General features: G+C 63.7%; 16 protein-coding genes and 1 pseudogene. 13 read left to right on the top strand and 4 right to left on the bottom strand.

Annotated features, from left to right (window positions below):
• Positions 1-97: 97 nt before the first annotated feature.
• The gene (locus tag IM737_RS09300; RefSeq protein ID WP_236899632.1) at positions 98-1582 is read right to left on the bottom strand and encodes a sigma-54-dependent transcriptional regulator; all 1485 of its coding nucleotides are present in this window, start codon (positions 1580-1582) and stop codon (positions 98-100) included.
• A gap of 215 nt (positions 1583-1797) precedes the next feature.
• Here IM737_RS09300 and IM737_RS09295 point away from each other — a divergent pair, with 215 nt between their 5' ends.
• The 7 genes and pseudogenes from IM737_RS09295 to IM737_RS09265 all read left to right on the top strand — a co-directional run bounded on the left by IM737_RS09295 (position 1798) and on the right by IM737_RS09265 (position 10268).
• Entirely contained in the window at positions 1798-2778 is a 981-nt protein-coding gene (locus IM737_RS09295) for an ABC transporter substrate-binding protein (protein WP_236899631.1), read from the top strand.
• A 93-nt stretch (positions 2779-2871) separates the two neighbouring features.
• Entirely contained in the window at positions 2872-4674 is a 1803-nt protein-coding gene (locus IM737_RS09290; protein WP_236899630.1) for a M3 family oligoendopeptidase, read from the top strand.
• Positions 4675-4726: 52 nt separating this feature from the next.
• Entirely contained in the window at positions 4727-4894 is a 168-nt protein-coding gene (locus IM737_RS09285) for an aa3-type cytochrome c oxidase subunit IV (RefSeq protein WP_236899629.1), read from the top strand.
• 61 nt (positions 4895-4955) lie between these two features.
• Positions 4956-6221 (top strand): annotated as a pseudogene (locus tag IM737_RS09280) (Re/Si-specific NAD(P)(+) transhydrogenase subunit alpha); the annotation flags it as partial.
• 348 nt (positions 6222-6569) lie between these two features.
• Positions 6570-6932, top strand: coding sequence for a proton-translocating transhydrogenase family protein (locus tag IM737_RS09275; protein ID WP_336886236.1), 363 nt, complete (start codon positions 6570-6572; stop codon positions 6930-6932).
• Between the two features lie 5 nt (positions 6933-6937).
• Positions 6938-8344 carry an NAD(P)(+) transhydrogenase (Re/Si-specific) subunit beta gene (locus tag IM737_RS09270; protein WP_442874180.1) on the top strand — a complete coding sequence of 469 codons (1407 nt, stop codon included), beginning with the start codon at positions 6938-6940 and terminating at the stop codon, positions 8342-8344.
• 100 nt (positions 8345-8444) lie between these two features.
• A complete protein-coding gene (locus IM737_RS09265) occupies positions 8445-10268 on the top strand; it encodes a hypothetical protein (protein ID WP_236899628.1) in 1824 nt (607 codons plus the stop codon).
• A gap of 11 nt (positions 10269-10279) precedes the next feature.
• On the opposite strand, the gene IM737_RS09260 is transcribed toward IM737_RS09265, so the two are convergent.
• Together IM737_RS09260 and soxR are read right to left on the bottom strand one after the other, a co-directional pair.
• On the bottom strand, positions 10280-10486 hold the full coding sequence (locus IM737_RS09260) for a SlyX family protein (RefSeq protein ID WP_236899627.1): 207 nt from the start codon (positions 10484-10486) through the stop codon (positions 10280-10282).
• A complete protein-coding gene (gene soxR, locus IM737_RS09255; RefSeq protein WP_236899626.1) occupies positions 10483-10929 on the bottom strand; it encodes a redox-sensitive transcriptional activator SoxR in 447 nt (148 codons plus the stop codon). Before soxR ends, IM737_RS09260 begins: the two co-directional genes overlap by 4 nt.
• 93 nt (positions 10930-11022) lie before the next feature.
• Between soxR and IM737_RS09250 the strand changes: the two genes are divergently transcribed.
• The 5 genes from IM737_RS09250 to IM737_RS09230 all read left to right on the top strand — a co-directional run bounded on the left by IM737_RS09250 (position 11023) and on the right by IM737_RS09230 (position 15022).
• The gene (locus IM737_RS09250; RefSeq protein WP_236899625.1) at positions 11023-11439 is read left to right on the top strand and encodes a hypothetical protein; all 417 of its coding nucleotides are present in this window, start codon (positions 11023-11025) and stop codon (positions 11437-11439) included.
• 73 nt (positions 11440-11512) lie between these two features.
• A complete protein-coding gene (locus IM737_RS09245) occupies positions 11513-12067 on the top strand; it encodes a hypothetical protein (protein WP_236899624.1) in 555 nt (184 codons plus the stop codon).
• 69 nt (positions 12068-12136) lie between these two features.
• Positions 12137-12775, top strand: a complete 639-nt coding sequence (locus IM737_RS09240; RefSeq protein WP_236899623.1) for a DsbA family oxidoreductase — start codon at positions 12137-12139, stop codon at positions 12773-12775.
• Between the two features lie 169 nt (positions 12776-12944).
• Entirely contained in the window at positions 12945-13754 is an 810-nt protein-coding gene (locus IM737_RS09235) for an alpha/beta hydrolase (protein WP_236899622.1), read from the top strand.
• 83 nt (positions 13755-13837) lie between these two features.
• Positions 13838-15022 (top strand): multidrug effflux MFS transporter, encoded by a 1185-nt coding sequence (locus IM737_RS09230; protein WP_236899621.1) that lies wholly within the window; start codon positions 13838-13840, stop codon positions 15020-15022.
• A 54-nt stretch (positions 15023-15076) separates the two neighbouring features.
• On the opposite strand, the gene rpsU is transcribed toward IM737_RS09230, so the two are convergent.
• On the bottom strand, positions 15077-15355 hold the full coding sequence (gene rpsU, locus IM737_RS09225) for a 30S ribosomal protein S21 (protein ID WP_236899620.1): 279 nt from the start codon (positions 15353-15355) through the stop codon (positions 15077-15079).
• 234 nt (positions 15356-15589) lie between these two features.
• On the opposite strand from rpsU, the gene IM737_RS09220 reads away from it, so the two are divergent.
• Positions 15590-16276: an alpha/beta fold hydrolase gene (locus IM737_RS09220; protein ID WP_236899619.1), complete on the top strand. Its 687-nt coding sequence runs from the start codon at positions 15590-15592 to the stop codon at positions 16274-16276.
• Positions 16277-16297 lie beyond the last annotated feature (21 nt).

The following is a 16297-nucleotide window of genomic DNA, read 5'->3' as shown; positions in this document are numbered from 1 at the left end:
TTGACCCGAGGGCACTGTACTTCCTCAGCATCTGGCAAGTGAAGAGCCCTCGGGTCAGGCCCGAGGGTGACGATCCAGTATGCGGACAGCAATGCGCCTAAGCTGCGTCGTTGATCAGCTCTTCCGCCAGCCCATATTCGTGCAGCTTGCGATAGAGCGTCGAACGCCCGATCTTGAGCGCTCGCGCCACGCGGGACATGCGTCCGCCATGGTGTTCGATGGCGAAGATGATCGCGGCGCGTTCGATTTCTGCCAGGGCGGCCATTTCGCCAGATGTGTCGAGGAAGCGGTCCTGCGCCCTGGGCGGTTCGGCGAACATGCGCTGGCGGGCGGTGGCCATGTCGATATGGGTCGGGGCGGCGGCCACGGGCGCCGCTTCAATCGCCTTGCTGGCGATGTCGCGGCCATTGGCCTGGGCGACGATCTGCGGGAAATCGACGGATTCGAGGAAAGCGCCGTCTGACAGCACGATGGCGCGATAGACGGCGTTTTCGAGCTGGCGGACATTGCCCGGCCAGTCATAGGCCATAAGCAAATCGAGGGCGACCGGGGAGATGCCCAGCACGCGCTTGCCGGCTTCGGCGGCGAAGCGGGCGATGAACATGGCGACGAGGGCAGGCACGTCTTCCATACGCTCGCGCAGGGGCGGCGTGTAGATGGGGAAGACGTTGAGGCGGTAGTAGAGATCTTCGCGGAACTCGCCTGATTTGGCGAGGTTGAGCAGGCGGCGATTGGTGGCCGAGATGACACGGACATTGACGCGTTCGGCGCGGGAGGCGCCGACGGGTTCGATCTCGCCTTCCTGCAAAGCGCGTAGCAGCTTGACCTGCGTTTCGAGCGGCAGTTCGCCGACTTCGTCGAGAAACAGCGTGCCGTTATGGGCTTCGGCGAACTTGCCGGCCTGGTCGGCGACGGCGCCGGTGAAGGCACCCTTCTTGTGGCCGAAGAGAACGGACTCCACCAGGTTCGGCGGGATGGCGCCGCAGTTGACGGTGATGAAGGGTTTGCCAGCGCGGTCGCCGCTGCCCTGGATGATGCGGGCGATCAGCTCCTTGCCGACGCCGGTTTCGCCTTCGATCAGCACCGGAATGTTGGACTTGGCGGCCTTGGCGCAGAGGCTGATGACGCGGGCCATGGCGGGGGCCTTGGCGATCATGTCGGAAGCCGAGAAGGTGCCGGCCTTGCGGGCGCGTTCGGAGCGGATAGTGGCTTCGAGCGCATCGAGCTTCATGGCGTTGCGCAGCGAGATGACGAGGCGCTCGGGGGCGACCGGCTTGACGAAATAGTCGGCGGCGCCGTTGCGCATGGCCGAGATGACGGTTTCGAGCGAGGCGTTGGCGGTCTGGATGATGACGGGGGTAGTGAGGCCCTCGCGGCGCATGGCGTCCATCACGCCCATGCCGTCGAGATCGGGCATGACGAGATCGAGAATCATGGCGCCGATATTGCGGTCTTCGCGCAGGATGGTGAGCGCCTGCTCGCCGCCGGTGGCGGTCAGCGGCTTGAATCCGGCCCGGTTGGCGACCTCGGCGGTGAGGCGCAGTTGGACCCGATCATCGTCGACTACCAGAACACGCGTCATCCAAACTCCAGTCTTCTTGAGGCGGCATCGAATCGTGTGCCGTTTTGGGAAGAATGTGAGCGGAGGGGGTTAAGGGGCGATTAATCATGGGGAATTTGGTCACAGGAAGAGCGCCTTCACGGGCTTCGGCATTAAATTGACTATTGTAGTCATGTTATGTAACCACGGGGTCGCCTCGCGCGGATGCGCGGTTGGTCCACCCCCGGAGCTTTGCCTTGCTGCCGCTTTCAAGACTGATCCCGCTAGCCTTTATGCTGATTGCCGTTCCTGTCGCGGCACAAGATTTTCCCCAGGTGTTCGAACACAAGTTTGGCGTCACGACACTGGATGAAAAGCCAGTTCGCGTCGTGAGCCTGTCGTATCTCGGACAAGACCATTTTCTCTCGCTCGGGGTGCATCCGGTCGGCGTGCGGACCTGGTACGGCGACTATCCATATGGTGCCTGGCCCTGGGCACAGGCTGCACTGGGTGACTCGCAGCCGCAGATGATTGGTGATCTCAACTACGAGCAGATCGCCATGCTGGAGCCTGACGTCATTGAGGCGGTGTGGGCCGGCATTACTGCTGAGGAATATGTCGAACTGTCAAAGATTGCCCCGGTCGTCGCGACCGGGTTGGATTATGCCGATTATGGCACGCCATGGCAGGTCATCACCAAGACGTTCGGGCGGATCGTGGGCGAACAAGAGCAGGCCGAGGCGCTGGTGACCGGCATCGATCAGCGGTTTGCCGATAGCGCGGCGGCGCATCCGGAATGGCAAGGAAAGACAGCTGCCATAGCCTGGGTCGGCGACACTTTGGGCGCCTATCGCTCCAACGATGTGCGTTCGCAGATGATGGCGGAGCTGGGTTTCGTCACGCCAGCAGTCATTGATGCGAGCAGTTCGCCGGAGGACTTCGTCACCGACCTGTCCATGGAACAGACCGATGTCGTGGATGCAGACGTGGTCATCTGGTTCAACGGCGAGGACGATCCGGCCAGCGTCAAGGGGCTGGCCTTGCGCGATCGCATGCGGGCGCATGTGGAAGGACGCGAAATCTTTGCGGGCAAGCAGCTTTCGGGCGCCTTCTCCTATGCATCGCCCCTCAGCATCAACAGCATGCTCGACAAGCTGGTGCCGGAAATCGAACTGGCCATCGATGGCGATCCGACTACTGTCGTGACCACGGCCAAGGAATACGGACTGCTCGATTGATCAAAAGCGGGGCATCCCACCGGGTGCCCCTCTTTCCATCGGACAGGACGCTGGCTAAGGTCCGCGCTCAATTGACCAGCCGGAGAGATCGCCATGACCGCAGCCGCTCAGAAGGGCCACAATGAATTGGGCGCTTTGCCGGTCTGGGATCTCAGCGATCTTTATCCCGGCCGCGACAGTCTTGAATTCAAGGCCGACCTCGAAAAGGCCAAGGCCGATGCGGCGCGGTTCGAGGCGACGTACAAGGGCAAGCTGGTCGAGCTGACCAAGTCAGGCAAGCTGGTCAAGGCGATCAAGGACAGCGAGGAACTCGGCGATCTCACGGGCAAGATCGGTTCGTTCTCCTTCCTGCAATACGCGCAGAAATCGACCGATGCGGATCGCGCCAAATTCATGGGCGATACCAATGAGGCACTGACGAACCTCTCGACCAAGGTACTGTTCTTCGAACTGGAACTGAACCGCATCGAGGATACCGATCTCGAAGCGGCGTTTGCCGCCGATCCGGAACTGGCGCGCTATCGCACCTGGTTTGCCGAGCTGCGCAAGGCCAAACGCTATCAGCTCGACGACAAGCTCGAAGAGCTGTTCCACGACAAGTCGGTGACCGCCTATTCGGCGTGGAACCGGCTGTTTGATGAGACGCTGTCGAGCCTCGAATTCGAGGTGGATGGCGAGGTGCTCAACATGGAAGCGACGCTGCATCTGCTGTCCGAAAAGGACGAGAAGAAGCGCGAGGCGGCATTCAAGGCGCTGGGCAAGACGCTCAAAGCCAATGGGCGGCTGTTTACCCACATCACCAATGTTCTGGCCAAGGACAAGGAAATCTCGGACCGCTGGCGCGGGTATGAGGATATCGCCGATTCCAGGCATATGGCCAATTCGGTCGAGCGCGAAGTGGTCGATGCGCTGCAGGCGGCGGTGCAGGAGGCTTATCCGCGGTTGAGCCACCGCTACTACGCGATGAAGGCCAAGTGGTTCGGCAAGGACAAGCTCAATGCCTGGGACCGCAATGCGCCGCTGCCGACCAGCGACGAGCGGACATGGGACTGGGACAGCGCGGTGTCGACCGTGCTGGAAGCCTATGGCAAGTTCTCCCCGGAGCTGGAGGAATGGGCGCGGCCGTTCTTCAATTCCGGCTGGATCGATGCGCCCACAGGCGACGGCAAGCTGTCGGGGGCGTTTGCGCATCCGACCGTGCCGAGCGCCCATCCCTACTTGATGCTCAATTACCTGGGCCGCACGCGCGATATCATGACGCTGGCGCATGAACTGGGTCATGGCGTGCATCAGCGCATGGCAGCGGCGCAAGGACCGATCCTGGCCAACACGCCGCTGACGCTGGCCGAGACGGCCTCAGTGTTCGGCGAAATGCTGACCTTCCGCTCGCTGCTGGCCAAGACCACCGACCCCAAGCAGCGCTTTGCGCTGTTGTCGGGCAAGGTCGAGGACATGCTGAATACCGTGGTGCGCCAGATCGCGTTCTATACGTTCGAGCGGCGGGTCCATACAGCGCGGCGGCAGGGTGAGCTCAAGACCGAGGAGATCAACCAGATCTGGCTCGACGTGCAGAAGGAGTCCCTGGGCGATGCGATCATTCAGAACGAGGGCTATGACACGTTCTGGGCCTACATCCCGCACTTCATCCATTCGCCGTTCTATGTCTATGCCTATGCCTTCGGCGACTGCCTTGTGAACTCGCTCTACGCACAGTATGAGAAGGCCAATGAAGGCTTTGCGGAGCGCTATTTCGAGCTGCTCAAGGCCGGGGGGAGCAAGCATCATTCCGAACTGCTCGCGCCGTTCGGGCTCGATGCCAAGGACCCGCAATTCTGGTCGCTCGGCCTGTCGATGATCGAGGGCCTGATCGACGAGCTGGAAGCGACTTCGCCCTGAGGTTGGCCTTTCGGCGCATAGACTTTGAGACGACTGGACGAACGAGGACGACATGGCCACAAAGCACCGCCCCGAACACCACACCGAGCTGCAGGTGGAATCGCCGATGGACTACGCACAGCACGAAGCCACCTATAATGGCTTCCTGACCGCCGTTAAGTGGTCGATCATCAGCCTGGCCATCACCGCGGTCATTCTCTACTTCCTCATCAAGCCCTGATCGGCGAACCAACGCAGGCAGAAACGAGCCTGTCCGTCGGGCAGGCGGGTAGGAGTCTTTCATGAAAATTGCCATCGTCCGCGAACGTTTCGAGGGGGAGAACCGCGTTGCGGCCACCCCCGAAACGGTGGGCAAGTTTATTGCGCTTGGCGCCAGCGTAGCTGTCGAGAAGGGCGCGGGCATGGGCTCGCGCATCCTCGACAAAGACTACACGGCTGCCGGCGCGACCATTGCCGCCAGCGCCGATGCGACCCTCAAGGGCGCCGATGTGGTGCTGACGGTGCGCCGTCCGACGGCGGCGTCGCTTGGTGGCGTCAACAAAGGCGCGCTGGTGATCGGTGCGCTCGACCCATATGGCAATGACAAGGATGTCGCCGCACTGGCCAAGGCTGGCGTGACCGCCATTTCCATGGAATTCATGCCGCGCATTACCCGCGCGCAGGTGATGGATATCCTGTCCAGCCAGGCCAACCTTGCCGGCTATCAGGGCGTTATCGAAGCCGCCGCCGAATTCGAACGCGCTTTCCCGATGATGATGACCGCAGCCGGTACGGTGCGTCCGGCCAAGGCCTTCGTGATGGGCGCGGGCGTTGCCGGCCTCCAGGCCATTGCGACGGCCAAGCGCCTCGGTGCCGTAGTGTCGGCAACCGATGTGCGCCCCGCCGCCAAGGAGCAGGTGGAATCGCTGGGCGGCAAGTTTGTTGCCGTGGAGGACGAGGAATTCAAGCAGGCCGAAACCGCTGGCGGCTATGCCAAGCAGATGAGCGCCGCTTATCAGGCCAAGCAGGCTGAGCTCACCGCCAGCCATATCGCCAAGCAGGATATTGTCATTACCACGGCACTGATCCCGGGGCGCCCAGCGCCACGGCTGATCACCAAGGCGATGGTGGAATCGATGGCGCCGGGTTCGGTTATTGTCGATCTCGCGGCCGAACGCGGTGGCAATGTCGAGCTGACGGTGCCAGGCAAGGTGATCGAGCATAACGGCGTCAAGATCGTTGGCTATACCAACATGCAGGGTCGCATCCCGACCACAGCGAGCCAGCTTTATGCGCGCAACCTGTTGGCCTTCCTCACCACGCTGATCGACGCCAAGGAAAAGAAGCTCGCCATCAACTGGGATGACGAACTGGTCAAGGCGACCGTGCTGACCCGCGATGGCGCGGTGGTGCATCCAAGCTTCGTGACGGCTGCCTCGACGGTCGAGGCCAAGCCTGCTCCCAAGGCATCGGCAAAGGCTGCGCCGAAGGCTCCGGCCAAGTCGGTCGAGCCGAAGGCCGCGCCCAAGAAGGCGCCTGCCAAGAAGCCTGTGGTTGCTGCCATGGCCGATACGCCCAACAAGGCCGCGCCGGGCGTGGAGCAGTCCATTTCCGATGCCGCCGAACCTGCAGCGACGCCGGCCAAGCAGGCAGCGACCGAGAAGGCCGCAGGCGTGATGGATGCCGCTGCTGCCGCATCGCCAACGGTCTTGACGCCCGTCAAGAGGCCGGCGGCGAAAAAGCCTGTCGCGCCCAAGGCTGCTGCAACTGTCAAAGAACCGGCGGCCAAGAAGCCAGCGGCACCCAAGCCTGCTGCAGTCGCCAAAGCACCTGCGGCCAAAGCGCCCGCAGCCGCCAAGAAGCCCGCCGCCAAGAAGCCGGCGACCAAGCCGGCTGCACCCAAGGGAGCCCAGTAAATGGAAGCCACGGCAGAACAGACCGCCGATGCCATCGCCGCGGTCGCGCATGCGGCCATCGGCGGCGCCATCGACCCCTTCACCTTCCGCCTCGCCATTTTCGTGCTGGCGATTTTCGTGGGCTATTTCGTCGTCTGGTCGGTGACCCCGGCTTTGCATACGCCGCTGATGAGCGTGACCAACGCGATCTCCTCAGTGATCGTGGTTGGCGCACTGCTGGCTGTGGGCGTGCAGCTTGCGGCTGACGGCAACTGGGTCTCCAAGGCCTTTGGCTTCATCGCCCTGGTCTTCGCCTCGGTCAATATCTTCGGCGGGTTCCTCGTCACCCAGCGCATGCTGGCAATGTACAAGAAGAAGGGCTAACGCCGATGATCTCTGCAGATATCGCAGCCCTTCTCTATCTCGTCTCCGGCGTGCTGTTCATTCTCGCGCTGCGCGGCCTGTCGAGCCCGCGCTCGTCACGCCAGGGTAACACCTTCGGCATGGTCGGCATGGGCATCGCCATCGTCACAACGCTTGCCGTTGCGGCGCCCTCCGACTGGGTCAGCTGGGTGCTGATCATCGGCGGCATCGGCATAGGTGGCGGTATCGGCGCCTATATGGCCCGCACCGTCAAGATGACCGACATGCCGCAGCTGGTGGCCGCGTTCCACTCGCTGGTCGGCCTGGCCGCCGTGTTCGTGGCCGCCGCAGCGCTCTATGCGCCTGAGGCCTTCGGCATCGGCGCGCCGGGCGCTATCCATGCGCAGGCGCTGGTCGAAATGTCGATCGGCGTGGCCATCGGCGCCTTCACCTTTACCGGTTCGGTCATCGCCTTCGCCAAGCTCAACGGCAATATGAGCGGCAAGCCGATCATCCTGCCGGCGCGCCATGCCATCCATATCGTGATGGGCGTGGCCATCGTGTTGCTGGTCTGGGCCTTCACCACGTCGGCCGATCCCTGGCTGTTCTGGGCGATTACTATCCTGGCTCTCGTGCTGGGCGGGCTGATGATCATCCCGATCGGCGGCGCTGACATGCCGGTGGTCGTCTCCATGCTCAATTCCTATTCGGGCTGGGCGGCGGCAGGCATCGGCTTCACGCTGGGCAATACGGCGCTGATCATCACCGGCGCTCTCGTGGGCAGTTCGGGCGCGATCCTGAGCTACATCATGTGCAAGGCCATGAACCGCAGCTTCATCTCGGTGATCCTGGGCGGCTTCGGCGGCGACAGTGGCTCGGCCGCCGGTGCGGCGGAAGACGACCGTCCGGTCAAGCAGGGCGCCGCAGAAGACGCGGCGTTCCTGATGAAGAATGCCGGCAAGGTCATCATCGTGCCAGGCTACGGCATGGCTGTGGCCCAGGCCCAGCATGCCTTGCGCGAAATGGCCGATCTGCTCAAGAAGGAAGGCGTCACTGTCAAATACGCCATCCATCCGGTGGCGGGTCGCATGCCGGGGCATATGAACGTGCTCTTGGCGGAAGCCAACGTGCCTTATGACGAAGTGTTCGAGCTCGAAGACATCAACTCGGAATTCGCCCAGTCGGACGTGGCCTTCGTCATCGGCGCCAATGACGTGACCAACCCCTCGGCCAAGACCGACAAGACCTCGCCGATCTACGGCATGCCGGTGCTCAACGTCGAAGACGCAGGCACGGTGCTGTTCATCAAGCGCGGCATGGCGGCTGGCTATGCGGGCGTGCAGAACGAGCTGTTCTTCCGCGACAACACGATGATGCTGTTCGGCGACGCCAAGAAGGTCACCGAGGATATCGTCAAGTCGCTCGGCCACTGACGGATTTGCCTGCTATCGCGGAGTAATCTAGGGTCGCCTCCGGGCGGCCCTTTTACTTCGCGCGAATTGTTTATTCTTCCGGGGCCCCGGGGAGGATGGCATGGCACGAGCACCGACGGGACGGACGGCGGCGGAGACTGCGGCACGTTCCAGGGGAGCGATGAAACGCGAGCCCGGTGCGGCGCTTGCGCAGCAGAAGACAGCGGTGGTGGTCATCCACGGCATGGGTGAGCAGCGTCCGCTGGAGACACTCCGGGATCTGGTCGAGACGGTCTATCGGCGCGACCTGACACTGGGCAGTATGCCGGTCGGGCCGAACGGCATGCTGGACGTGTCCATCGTGCCCGACATCACCACTGGTTCGGGCGAACTACGGCGCATCACCACGCTCAAGGACGGCCCGCAGAAGCGCACCGACTTCTTTGAGTTCTACTGGGCCGACATCATGGACGGTACGCCGCTCGACATGGTGACGGGCTGGATCAGGACGCTGTTGCTGCGCTCGCCGTTCCGCTTGCCGGATTCGACCAAGGTCCGGCGCGCGTGGCTGATCCTGTGGATCCTGGCGGCCATCATCGTGGTTGCCGGCTTCATTGCGGTTCATCCCGATCCCGAGAGGCTGCCCTTTGCGGACGCGCTGCGGACAGTGGGCGCCTGGCTGGCGCCGTACCGACCGCTGGTGGCGAGTATCCTGATTGCCGTGGCGGCCATTGTGCTGGCGGTGCGCATTTTCCAGGCGCACGGCGTCTTGCGCAAGGTGGCGATCCTGTTGCCCATGGCCATGCTGGTGGCCGGCCTGGCGCTGTCTTTCCTGCCGTCCGAGACAGTCAGTTCCCTCCGGTTCTGGGCGACCGGCCTGACGGCCGCGGTGGGCTGGGGCATGAATGCGCTGGTGGCGCCTTATGCGGGCGACGTGGTGCGCTACGTGCGGGCCACCCCGAGCACGGTGGAGCGCCGCCGGCTGGTGCGGGAGCGTGGGCTGGCGCTGCTGGAGGCGCTGCACAGCAAGCGGCTGAGTGATCCGAGCCGGGCGGGCGGCAGCGACCTGCCGCTCTATGACCGCATCGTCATCGTCGGTCATAGCCTGGGGACTATTGTTGGCTACGACATCCTGCAACTGTTCTGGGAGAAATATGGTCCCACCCATCACCACAGTTGGGACCCCAATGCCGCAGGCGTGCAGGCGGCGCTCGCTTCCTGCGACTTCCATGTGAAGGCGGCGTGGGGCAAGCACGGCAGGTCCTTCAACCCGGCGGCCTTCCAGACGGCGCAAGAGACGCTGTCGGCGGCGCTGGCGGCTCAGAATCCGGGCTGGCGGATCACCGACTTCATCACTTTGGGCAGTCCGCTGACCCACGCCGAGTTCCTGCTGGCGGATAGCCCGGAGGAAGTCGAAGACGCCCTTGTCGAGCGACGCTTTGCGACAGCGCCACCACATCCCGACCCGCTGCGCGACGGCAGCATGCTGTTCTCGGTTACCACGCCAGCGCCGGCCAGGAGACCGGCCAAGGCGAGGCGCATGATAACCGATCCATTGTTTCCACACTTCGCCGCGCAGTTCGCCGCGGTGAAGTGGACCAATATCTATGACGAAAGCCGCAACCCGCTGTTGGGCGACCTGGTGTCGGGCCGGCTGGGCGGCAGTTTCGGGCCGGGCATCAATGAGCATAATGTCGCCATCAGACGACCGGGCCTGCCGGGCTTCCTGGGGCGGATATTCACCCATACGCAATATTGGCGGTGGCATAGGAACTACGAGCCGGAACAGGCGACGATCGACGCCGGCGAGGCGCTGAAAGTGAGCCAAGCCCAACAGGCGACGCAGCCCTCACAACAGAATCAGGCGGCGCTGCAGCAGCTGCTATGGAGCGAGGTGCCCGAGCATATCCAGCAACTCCGGCTGGCGCTGCGACTGGGAGAGTGAGGGCCGCCGCTTCAGTAGTGCGGCGGTGGCGGCTCGGTGCTGGGGTCGGCGATATGCACGCCGGAGCGGACCTGTTGCTCCATCTGATCCAGCTTGCGGGTCAGCAGGTCGATCTGCCGCCACTGCGCGGTGATGGTGGCGTTCAGCTCCTCGATGGTCTCGTCCTGGAAGGCGATGCGGGTTTCGAGCGCTTCGAGGCGGTCGGCGAAATCGGTCATGGCAAATCTCCAAGCAGCAGGCGCGGGCCGCTGCCCTTGGTGGCGAGACGATCGCCGGGGTTGCGCATCGGGCAGGTGCCAGTCGACAGGCACCCGCAACCGATGCAGCCCGTCAGCTCATCGCGCAATTGCGTCAGCCGCGCAATGCGTTGATCGATCTCGTCGCGCCATTGCCGGGACAGTCGCTCCCAATCTTCGGGTCCCGGCGCTGCGTCGGCTGGAAGGGTGGCGAGGGCCTCGGCGATGCGGCCCAGCGACAGGCCAAGATCCTGCGCCACGCGGATGACGGCCACGCGGCGCAGAACGGTGCGGTCATAGCGTCGCTGGTTCCCGGCACTGCGATGGCTGCTGATCAGCCCCTTGCTCTCGTAGAAATGCAGCGCCGACACGGCGACGCCGCTGCGCGCCGCCACCTCACCCACGCTCAGAAAATGTTGCAGCATGTACTTGACCTGAAGTTTACTTGAGGTTGTAGCAGTGGAGCCGGCAAAGACAAGGCCGGCGGTGGTCGCCGGTCCAGGCCGGGGTCAAGATTCATGTCGATCGTCTTCAATCTGCTGCTGTTCACTCATCTCGTGGCGCTGGTCGTGGGGGCCAGCACCAATGTCGTCATGCCGCTGCTGATGTCCCGCATGGCTGCGGCGGGGGCACAACTGGGGCCCGTGCTGGGCAGCGTGGCGCAGACCATGTCGCGGAATTCCCAACGTGCGCTGATGGTGCTGGTGCTGACGGGCCTTGCCATGGTGGCCATCGTCGTGGCGGAAGGGCGTGTCACCAGCCCCAGTCCCTGGTTCATCGCCAAGATCGCCATCGTGCTGTGTCTGCTCGGATTGCTGTTGACGCGTGGTCTGCCGGTGTTTGCCCGGGTCAAGCCGGCCACGTTCGGCGTCGTGACGCGGGTGTTCCTCTTGAGCATCATCTTCTGCTCGGTGATGGCGTTCAACCCGACCTGAGTTGACGTAACGGGAACCCTTTGGACGCACGCCGCATTAATTTGCCAGGCGATGCAACAAATGGGAGCCGGATATGGCAACCCGCACCTTGACGATGGCCCTACCCATTCCAGCGCATAAATCGGCGCTCGATGCCGACAGGCACGACCTGCTTGGGCTCGTGCTCAGTGCGGCCCTGCCGCTCGCCGTGTTCATGATTGCCAATGGCGTGGCCGAACTGAACGGCGTGTTGCCGCTGTATTTCGCGCCCTTCGGCCTGCCCGGTTGGGTGGGCGCCGCGCTCCATATCGGCAGCCTGCCGCTGTTTGGTATTGCGCGCTGGATGGTGGCGGAGCGTGGTCAGGCTGGTCGCAGTGCCGGGTGGTGGCTGGTGGCGCTGATGGCGGGTACGATCGCCTTTCCGTTCGTGGTGCTGCCGCTCGACGCACTGATGCTGAGCATCGTTTCGATGAGCCTGCTGCTGCTGGGCGTGTCGGCTGCGGTGCGGACCGCGCTGGTATCGACGCGTGCCGCGCTGGTGATGCTGCCGGGCCTCGCGTGGATGGGGCTTAGCGCCTTTGTCGGCCTCAGCTTCGTGGCCGGCTGGTCGCCGCCCTTCGCGCTGACCCATGGTGGCAGCCAGAACTAAGTTACCTCGACGTGCGTTCTTGCAGTGGCGCGGCTTCCGCGCCATGTCAGGGCAAAGAGGACTATTGCCATGACCAAACAGCTCAAGATCGACGTGTTCACCGATGTGGTGTGCCCCTGGTGCCTGGTCGGTTCGGCGCGGCTCGACAAAGCTATCGCTGCCCTGCCTGACGATATCGAGGTGATTGTCGAGAACCATCCGTTCTATCTCGATCCCAACACACCGGCGGAAGGCGTCGTCGTCGCCGACATGTTGCGCCAGAAGTATGGGCAGGATCCCAAGGATATGTGGGCGCGCGTCGAGGGCGAGGCCAGGAAGGCCGAGATCGAGCTCGATCTCAGCCAGCAGCCGCGCATGTTCCCGACCAAGAAGGTGCATACGATCACCCGGCTGGCCAAGCCGCTGGGCATTCAGCACGAATTGGCCAATGCCATCGCCAATGCCTATTTCCTCGAGCACCGGCAGGTGAACGATGACAATGTGCTGGCTGATATTGCGGTAGAGTACGGCTTTGATCGCGGTGACGCCCTCGATGCGATGAATGACGAGAATGAGTTGGCGATCACCGAACAGCTGGCGACCGACGCGGCAGCGCAGGGCATTCGCGGCGTGCCATTCTTCGTGTTCGGGGAAAAGTATGCGCTGTCGGGAGCGCAGCCGGACGAAGTGTTCGAGCAGGCGCTGCAGCGGACGATCAGCGAGTTGTGAGCTTCCTTAACCTCTCCCTTTGGGGGAGAGGTCGGCCATAGGCCGGGTGAGGGGGCCTTTTCCTGGCTCGATGCGTTGAAGGCCCCCTCACCCGACCCAAGAGGGTCGACCTCTCCCCCCAGGGAGAGGTAAGGAAGGGGCCACGTCCTGTGCGTTCCGAGGTCCGCCCGTGAAGTTGCTGCGTCGCATCCTGCTTGGTCTCGTCGTCATCGCTGCCGTGCTCTACGCGGCGGCGGTTGGCTACATGTATGTCAACCAGCGGGCGCTGCAATATGACGCCGCGGGCCCGGTGACGCCGCTGGCCGAGACGGCGCTAGACGGGGCTGAGGACATCGTGGTGCCGTCCGGCGACGGCCAAGTCCATGGCTGGTATCAGGCGCCGCAGCCGGGAAAGCCTGTGATTGTCTATTTCAAGGGCAATTCGGGCAGCTTCAGCAAGGAGCATGAGCGCTACGAGCAGTTCGTGGCCGATGGCTATGGCTTTGTGGCGTTCGACTATCGCGGCTTCCCCGCCTCGCCCGGCAGTGTCAGCCAGGCCGGCATTCTCGAGGACGCGACCACCATGTTCGACTGGGCGGCGGCCAAGGGCTTTCCGTTGGTGATCTGGGGGCGGTCGCTGGGTTCGGGGCCGTCGACTTATGTGGCCAGTTTGCGCGACGCCAAGGCGCTGCTGTTGGAGACGCCGTTCCTGTCGGCACTCACCGTCGCCTGGGAACGCTATCCGTTCCTGCCGGTCGGGCTGGTGATGCAGGATCAGTATCCGGTCAATGAGTGGATCGCCGATGTTGCCGAACCGGTGCTGGTGGCGCATGGCACAGCTGACCTGACGATCGGCGTCAGCAATGGCGAGCGGCTTTACGCGCTGGTGCCCAACAAGGATGAATTGTGGATCGAACCCGGGGCCGGTCACAGCGACCTCTGGGCCCGCGGCATCTGGGGCCATGCCCTGCCGTTCTTCGAACGGGCGATGCCGCAATAGCGCTTGACCCTGCCAAGGGCGAGGGCGCAAGAGCGGACGTCATGTCGCTTCCCTCCTCGATGCCCTCTCCAAGCCCTACTCCGATGAGCGCCCGCCGCACCGCCCTGGTGGGTGGCCTGATGGTGGCCACGGGGCCCCTGAGCCTGACGCTCTATCAGCCTGCGCTGCCGACGCTGGTGAAGGACCTGTCCGCCAGCGATGTGGGTATCCAGCTGACACTGACGGTGTATTTCGCCGCGTTTGCACTGGCGCAGCTGATCTGCGGGCCGTTGTCGGACCGCTATGGCCGCCGCAGCGTCGGCATCGCATTTTTTGCCATCTACGTGGTCGGCAGCCTGATCGCGGTGGCGGCGCCGTCGCTGGAAGTGCTGTTTATCGGGCGCTTTGTGCAGGGATTTGGCGTGTCGGCGGGCGTCGCGCTGTCGCGCGCCATGGTGCGCGACCAGTTCGTGGGCAGCGAGGCAATCCGCATCCTGACGCTGATCAACCTCATTCTCACCGTTACGCCGGCCGTGGCGCCGACGCTGGGAAGCGTCATCCTGCAACTGGGGACCTGGCACCATATGTTCGTGGTGATGGCCGGCTTCGGCCTCGCCATCCTGGCGCTGATGGCTACCAATGTGCGGGAGACACTGCCCGAAGCGGCGCGCATTCCGTTCCGGCCATCCGTCATCCTGCGCAATTATCGGATGCTGCTGTCGACGCCCGATTTTATGTTTCCATCGCTGCTGCTGGGGCTCACCTTTACCGGGTTTCACGGCTTCACGGCGCTGCTGCCTTTCATCCTGATCGACGGGATGGGACTGACGCCGTTCCAGTTTGCCATGGCCATGTTGGTGCAGACGGCGTCGTTCATCGCGGGCAACCTGGTCGTCACCTATCTGTCCCGGCGCATCAGCGGCAGTCGGTTGCTGGTGATTGCCTTGGTGCTGCTTGGGCTGAGCGGGCTGGCCTTTGCGATTCTGCCCCGGATATTTCCCGACTCAGTCGCTGCCATCATGACCCCCGTGGGCATCTGGATGCTGGGCATTGCCTTCATCAGCCCCGCAGCGACGGCAGCAGCGATGGCCGGCTTTGGGGCGATCGCCGGGGCGGCCGGAGCGCTGACCGGCTTCTTTCAGGTGGGCGGCGGGTTTGCGGGATCGCTTGCCGCCGGCACGCTGTTCGGTGACGCGCGATCCGCGCTGGTCATCCAACTGCCGGTGGTTGCCGCGCTGGTGATCGGAGTGGCGCTGCTGGACTTTGCTCGCAGCAGACCGAAGTCCTGACAAACAAAAACGCCGCCCCGAAGGACGGCGCTTTCAAATCTGATATCGACCAGCCTAAGTGCGCGGCGTTGCCGCTGCAGGACGACCTGCGCCAGGCTGACCGGGCCGTGCCGTCGGTGCCGGAGCGGGCAGACCGCCTTCGCGCTGCAGACGCTTGCGGGCCAGCTTACGGGCGCGACGAACGGCCTCGGCCTTCTGGCGAGCCTTCTTCTCAGAGGGCTTCTCGTAGTAGTTGCGCAGCTTCATCTCGCGGAAGACGCCTTCGCGCTGGAGCTTTTTCTTCAGCGCGCGGAGCGCCTGGTCAACATTGTTATCGCGAACGACTACTTGCAAAGGTCAACCGCCCTTTCGAAGCTTGGACATGTGGGTTTGGATAAGAGCGCCGAAGCCAAAAAGCACCGTCGCCGACCAGCAGAGCCAGTCACCGTGGGCTGCTCTATAGCCCAGCAATCTGGGCTTGTCCACCATGCGCAAGAGAAAAACCGCGGAAGCGTCATGTCCGTGCTTGCTCTTGCGGCAATCGGGCGGAACAGTCGAGCCCAGTGATTTTGCCCATGGAGCGGCCATATGACAAGCGATCTCGTGCTGCTGCCCGGACTGATCTGCGACGAGCGGCTGTGGCGCGATGTCATGTCCGAGTTGCCGGCCCGATCGATGGTGGCTGACCTGACGCAGGATGATTCCATCGCCGCCATGGCCGCGAAGACTTTGGCGGCGGCGCCAGCGCGGTTTGCCCTCGCAGGGCTCTCCATGGGTGGCTATGTGGCGTTCGAGATCATGCGGCAGGCGCCCGAGCGGGTGACGCATCTGGCGCTGTTCGATACCTCGGCACGCGCCGATGACGAGGCGCGCCGGGAGACACGGCGCAAGGGTATCGAGTTGGCAAAGACGGGGCGCTTCATCGGCGTGTCGCGCGGGCTGCTGGCCAGCCTGATCGCGCCGCAGCATATGGGGACGCTTGTGGCTGCCGAGGTGCAGGCGATGTCGGAGCGTGTGGGGCCGGAAGCCTACATGCGGCAGCAGGTGGCGATTCTGGGGCGTATCGATTCGCGGGTGACGCTGGGGGCTATCAGTGTGCCGACGCTGGTGGGCGTGGGGGAGGCGGACAAGATGACACCGCCCGAGCTGGCGCAGGAGATCGCGGCGGGGATTGCCGGGGCGGCGCTGGTGACGTTTGCCGACAGTGCGCATCTGCCGACGATGGAAAATCCGGGGGCGGTGGTGGCGGCCATGCGGGGGTGGTTGGGGCGGTAGTGCCACGCCCTCGTGGTTCGA

Source organism: Devosia sp. SL43, assembly GCF_021729885.1.
Classification (GTDB): domain Bacteria; phylum Pseudomonadota; class Alphaproteobacteria; order Rhizobiales; family Devosiaceae; genus Devosia.
The sequence above is the reverse complement of the archived record's forward strand: the minus strand, read 5'-3'. Positions and strand labels throughout refer to the sequence as shown.

What these genes read in the sequence shown, in the direction of transcription:
- IM737_RS09285 (WP_236899629.1), top strand. Translation starts at nt 4,727, where the DNA reads ATGGCCACAAAGCACCGCCCCGAACACCACACCGAGCTGCAGGTGGAA.
- IM737_RS09275 (WP_336886236.1), top strand. Translation starts at nt 6,570, where the DNA reads ATGGAAGCCACGGCAGAACAGACCGCCGATGCCATCGCCGCGGTCGCG.
- IM737_RS09270 (WP_442874180.1), top strand. Translation starts at nt 6,938, where the DNA reads ATGATCTCTGCAGATATCGCAGCCCTTCTCTATCTCGTCTCCGGCGTG.
- IM737_RS09290 (WP_236899630.1), top strand. Translation starts at nt 2,872, where the DNA reads ATGACCGCAGCCGCTCAGAAGGGCCACAATGAATTGGGCGCTTTGCCG.
- IM737_RS09300 (WP_236899632.1), bottom strand. Translation starts at nt 1,582, where the DNA reads ATGACGCGTGTTCTGGTAGTCGACGATGATCGGGTCCAACTGCGCCTC.
- IM737_RS09230 (WP_236899621.1), top strand. Translation starts at nt 13,838, where the DNA reads ATGAGCGCCCGCCGCACCGCCCTGGTGGGTGGCCTGATGGTGGCCACG.
- IM737_RS09260 (WP_236899627.1), bottom strand. Translation starts at nt 10,486, where the DNA reads ATGACCGATTTCGCCGACCGCCTCGAAGCGCTCGAAACCCGCATCGCC.
- soxR (WP_236899626.1), bottom strand. Translation starts at nt 10,929, where the DNA reads ATGCTGCAACATTTTCTGAGCGTGGGTGAGGTGGCGGCGCGCAGCGGC.
- IM737_RS09245 (WP_236899624.1), top strand. Translation starts at nt 11,513, where the DNA reads ATGGCAACCCGCACCTTGACGATGGCCCTACCCATTCCAGCGCATAAA.
- IM737_RS09250 (WP_236899625.1), top strand. Translation starts at nt 11,023, where the DNA reads ATGTCGATCGTCTTCAATCTGCTGCTGTTCACTCATCTCGTGGCGCTG.
- IM737_RS09240 (WP_236899623.1), top strand. Translation starts at nt 12,137, where the DNA reads ATGACCAAACAGCTCAAGATCGACGTGTTCACCGATGTGGTGTGCCCC.
- IM737_RS09265 (WP_236899628.1), top strand. Translation starts at nt 8,445, where the DNA reads ATGGCACGAGCACCGACGGGACGGACGGCGGCGGAGACTGCGGCACGT.
- IM737_RS09220 (WP_236899619.1), top strand. Translation starts at nt 15,590, where the DNA reads ATGACAAGCGATCTCGTGCTGCTGCCCGGACTGATCTGCGACGAGCGG.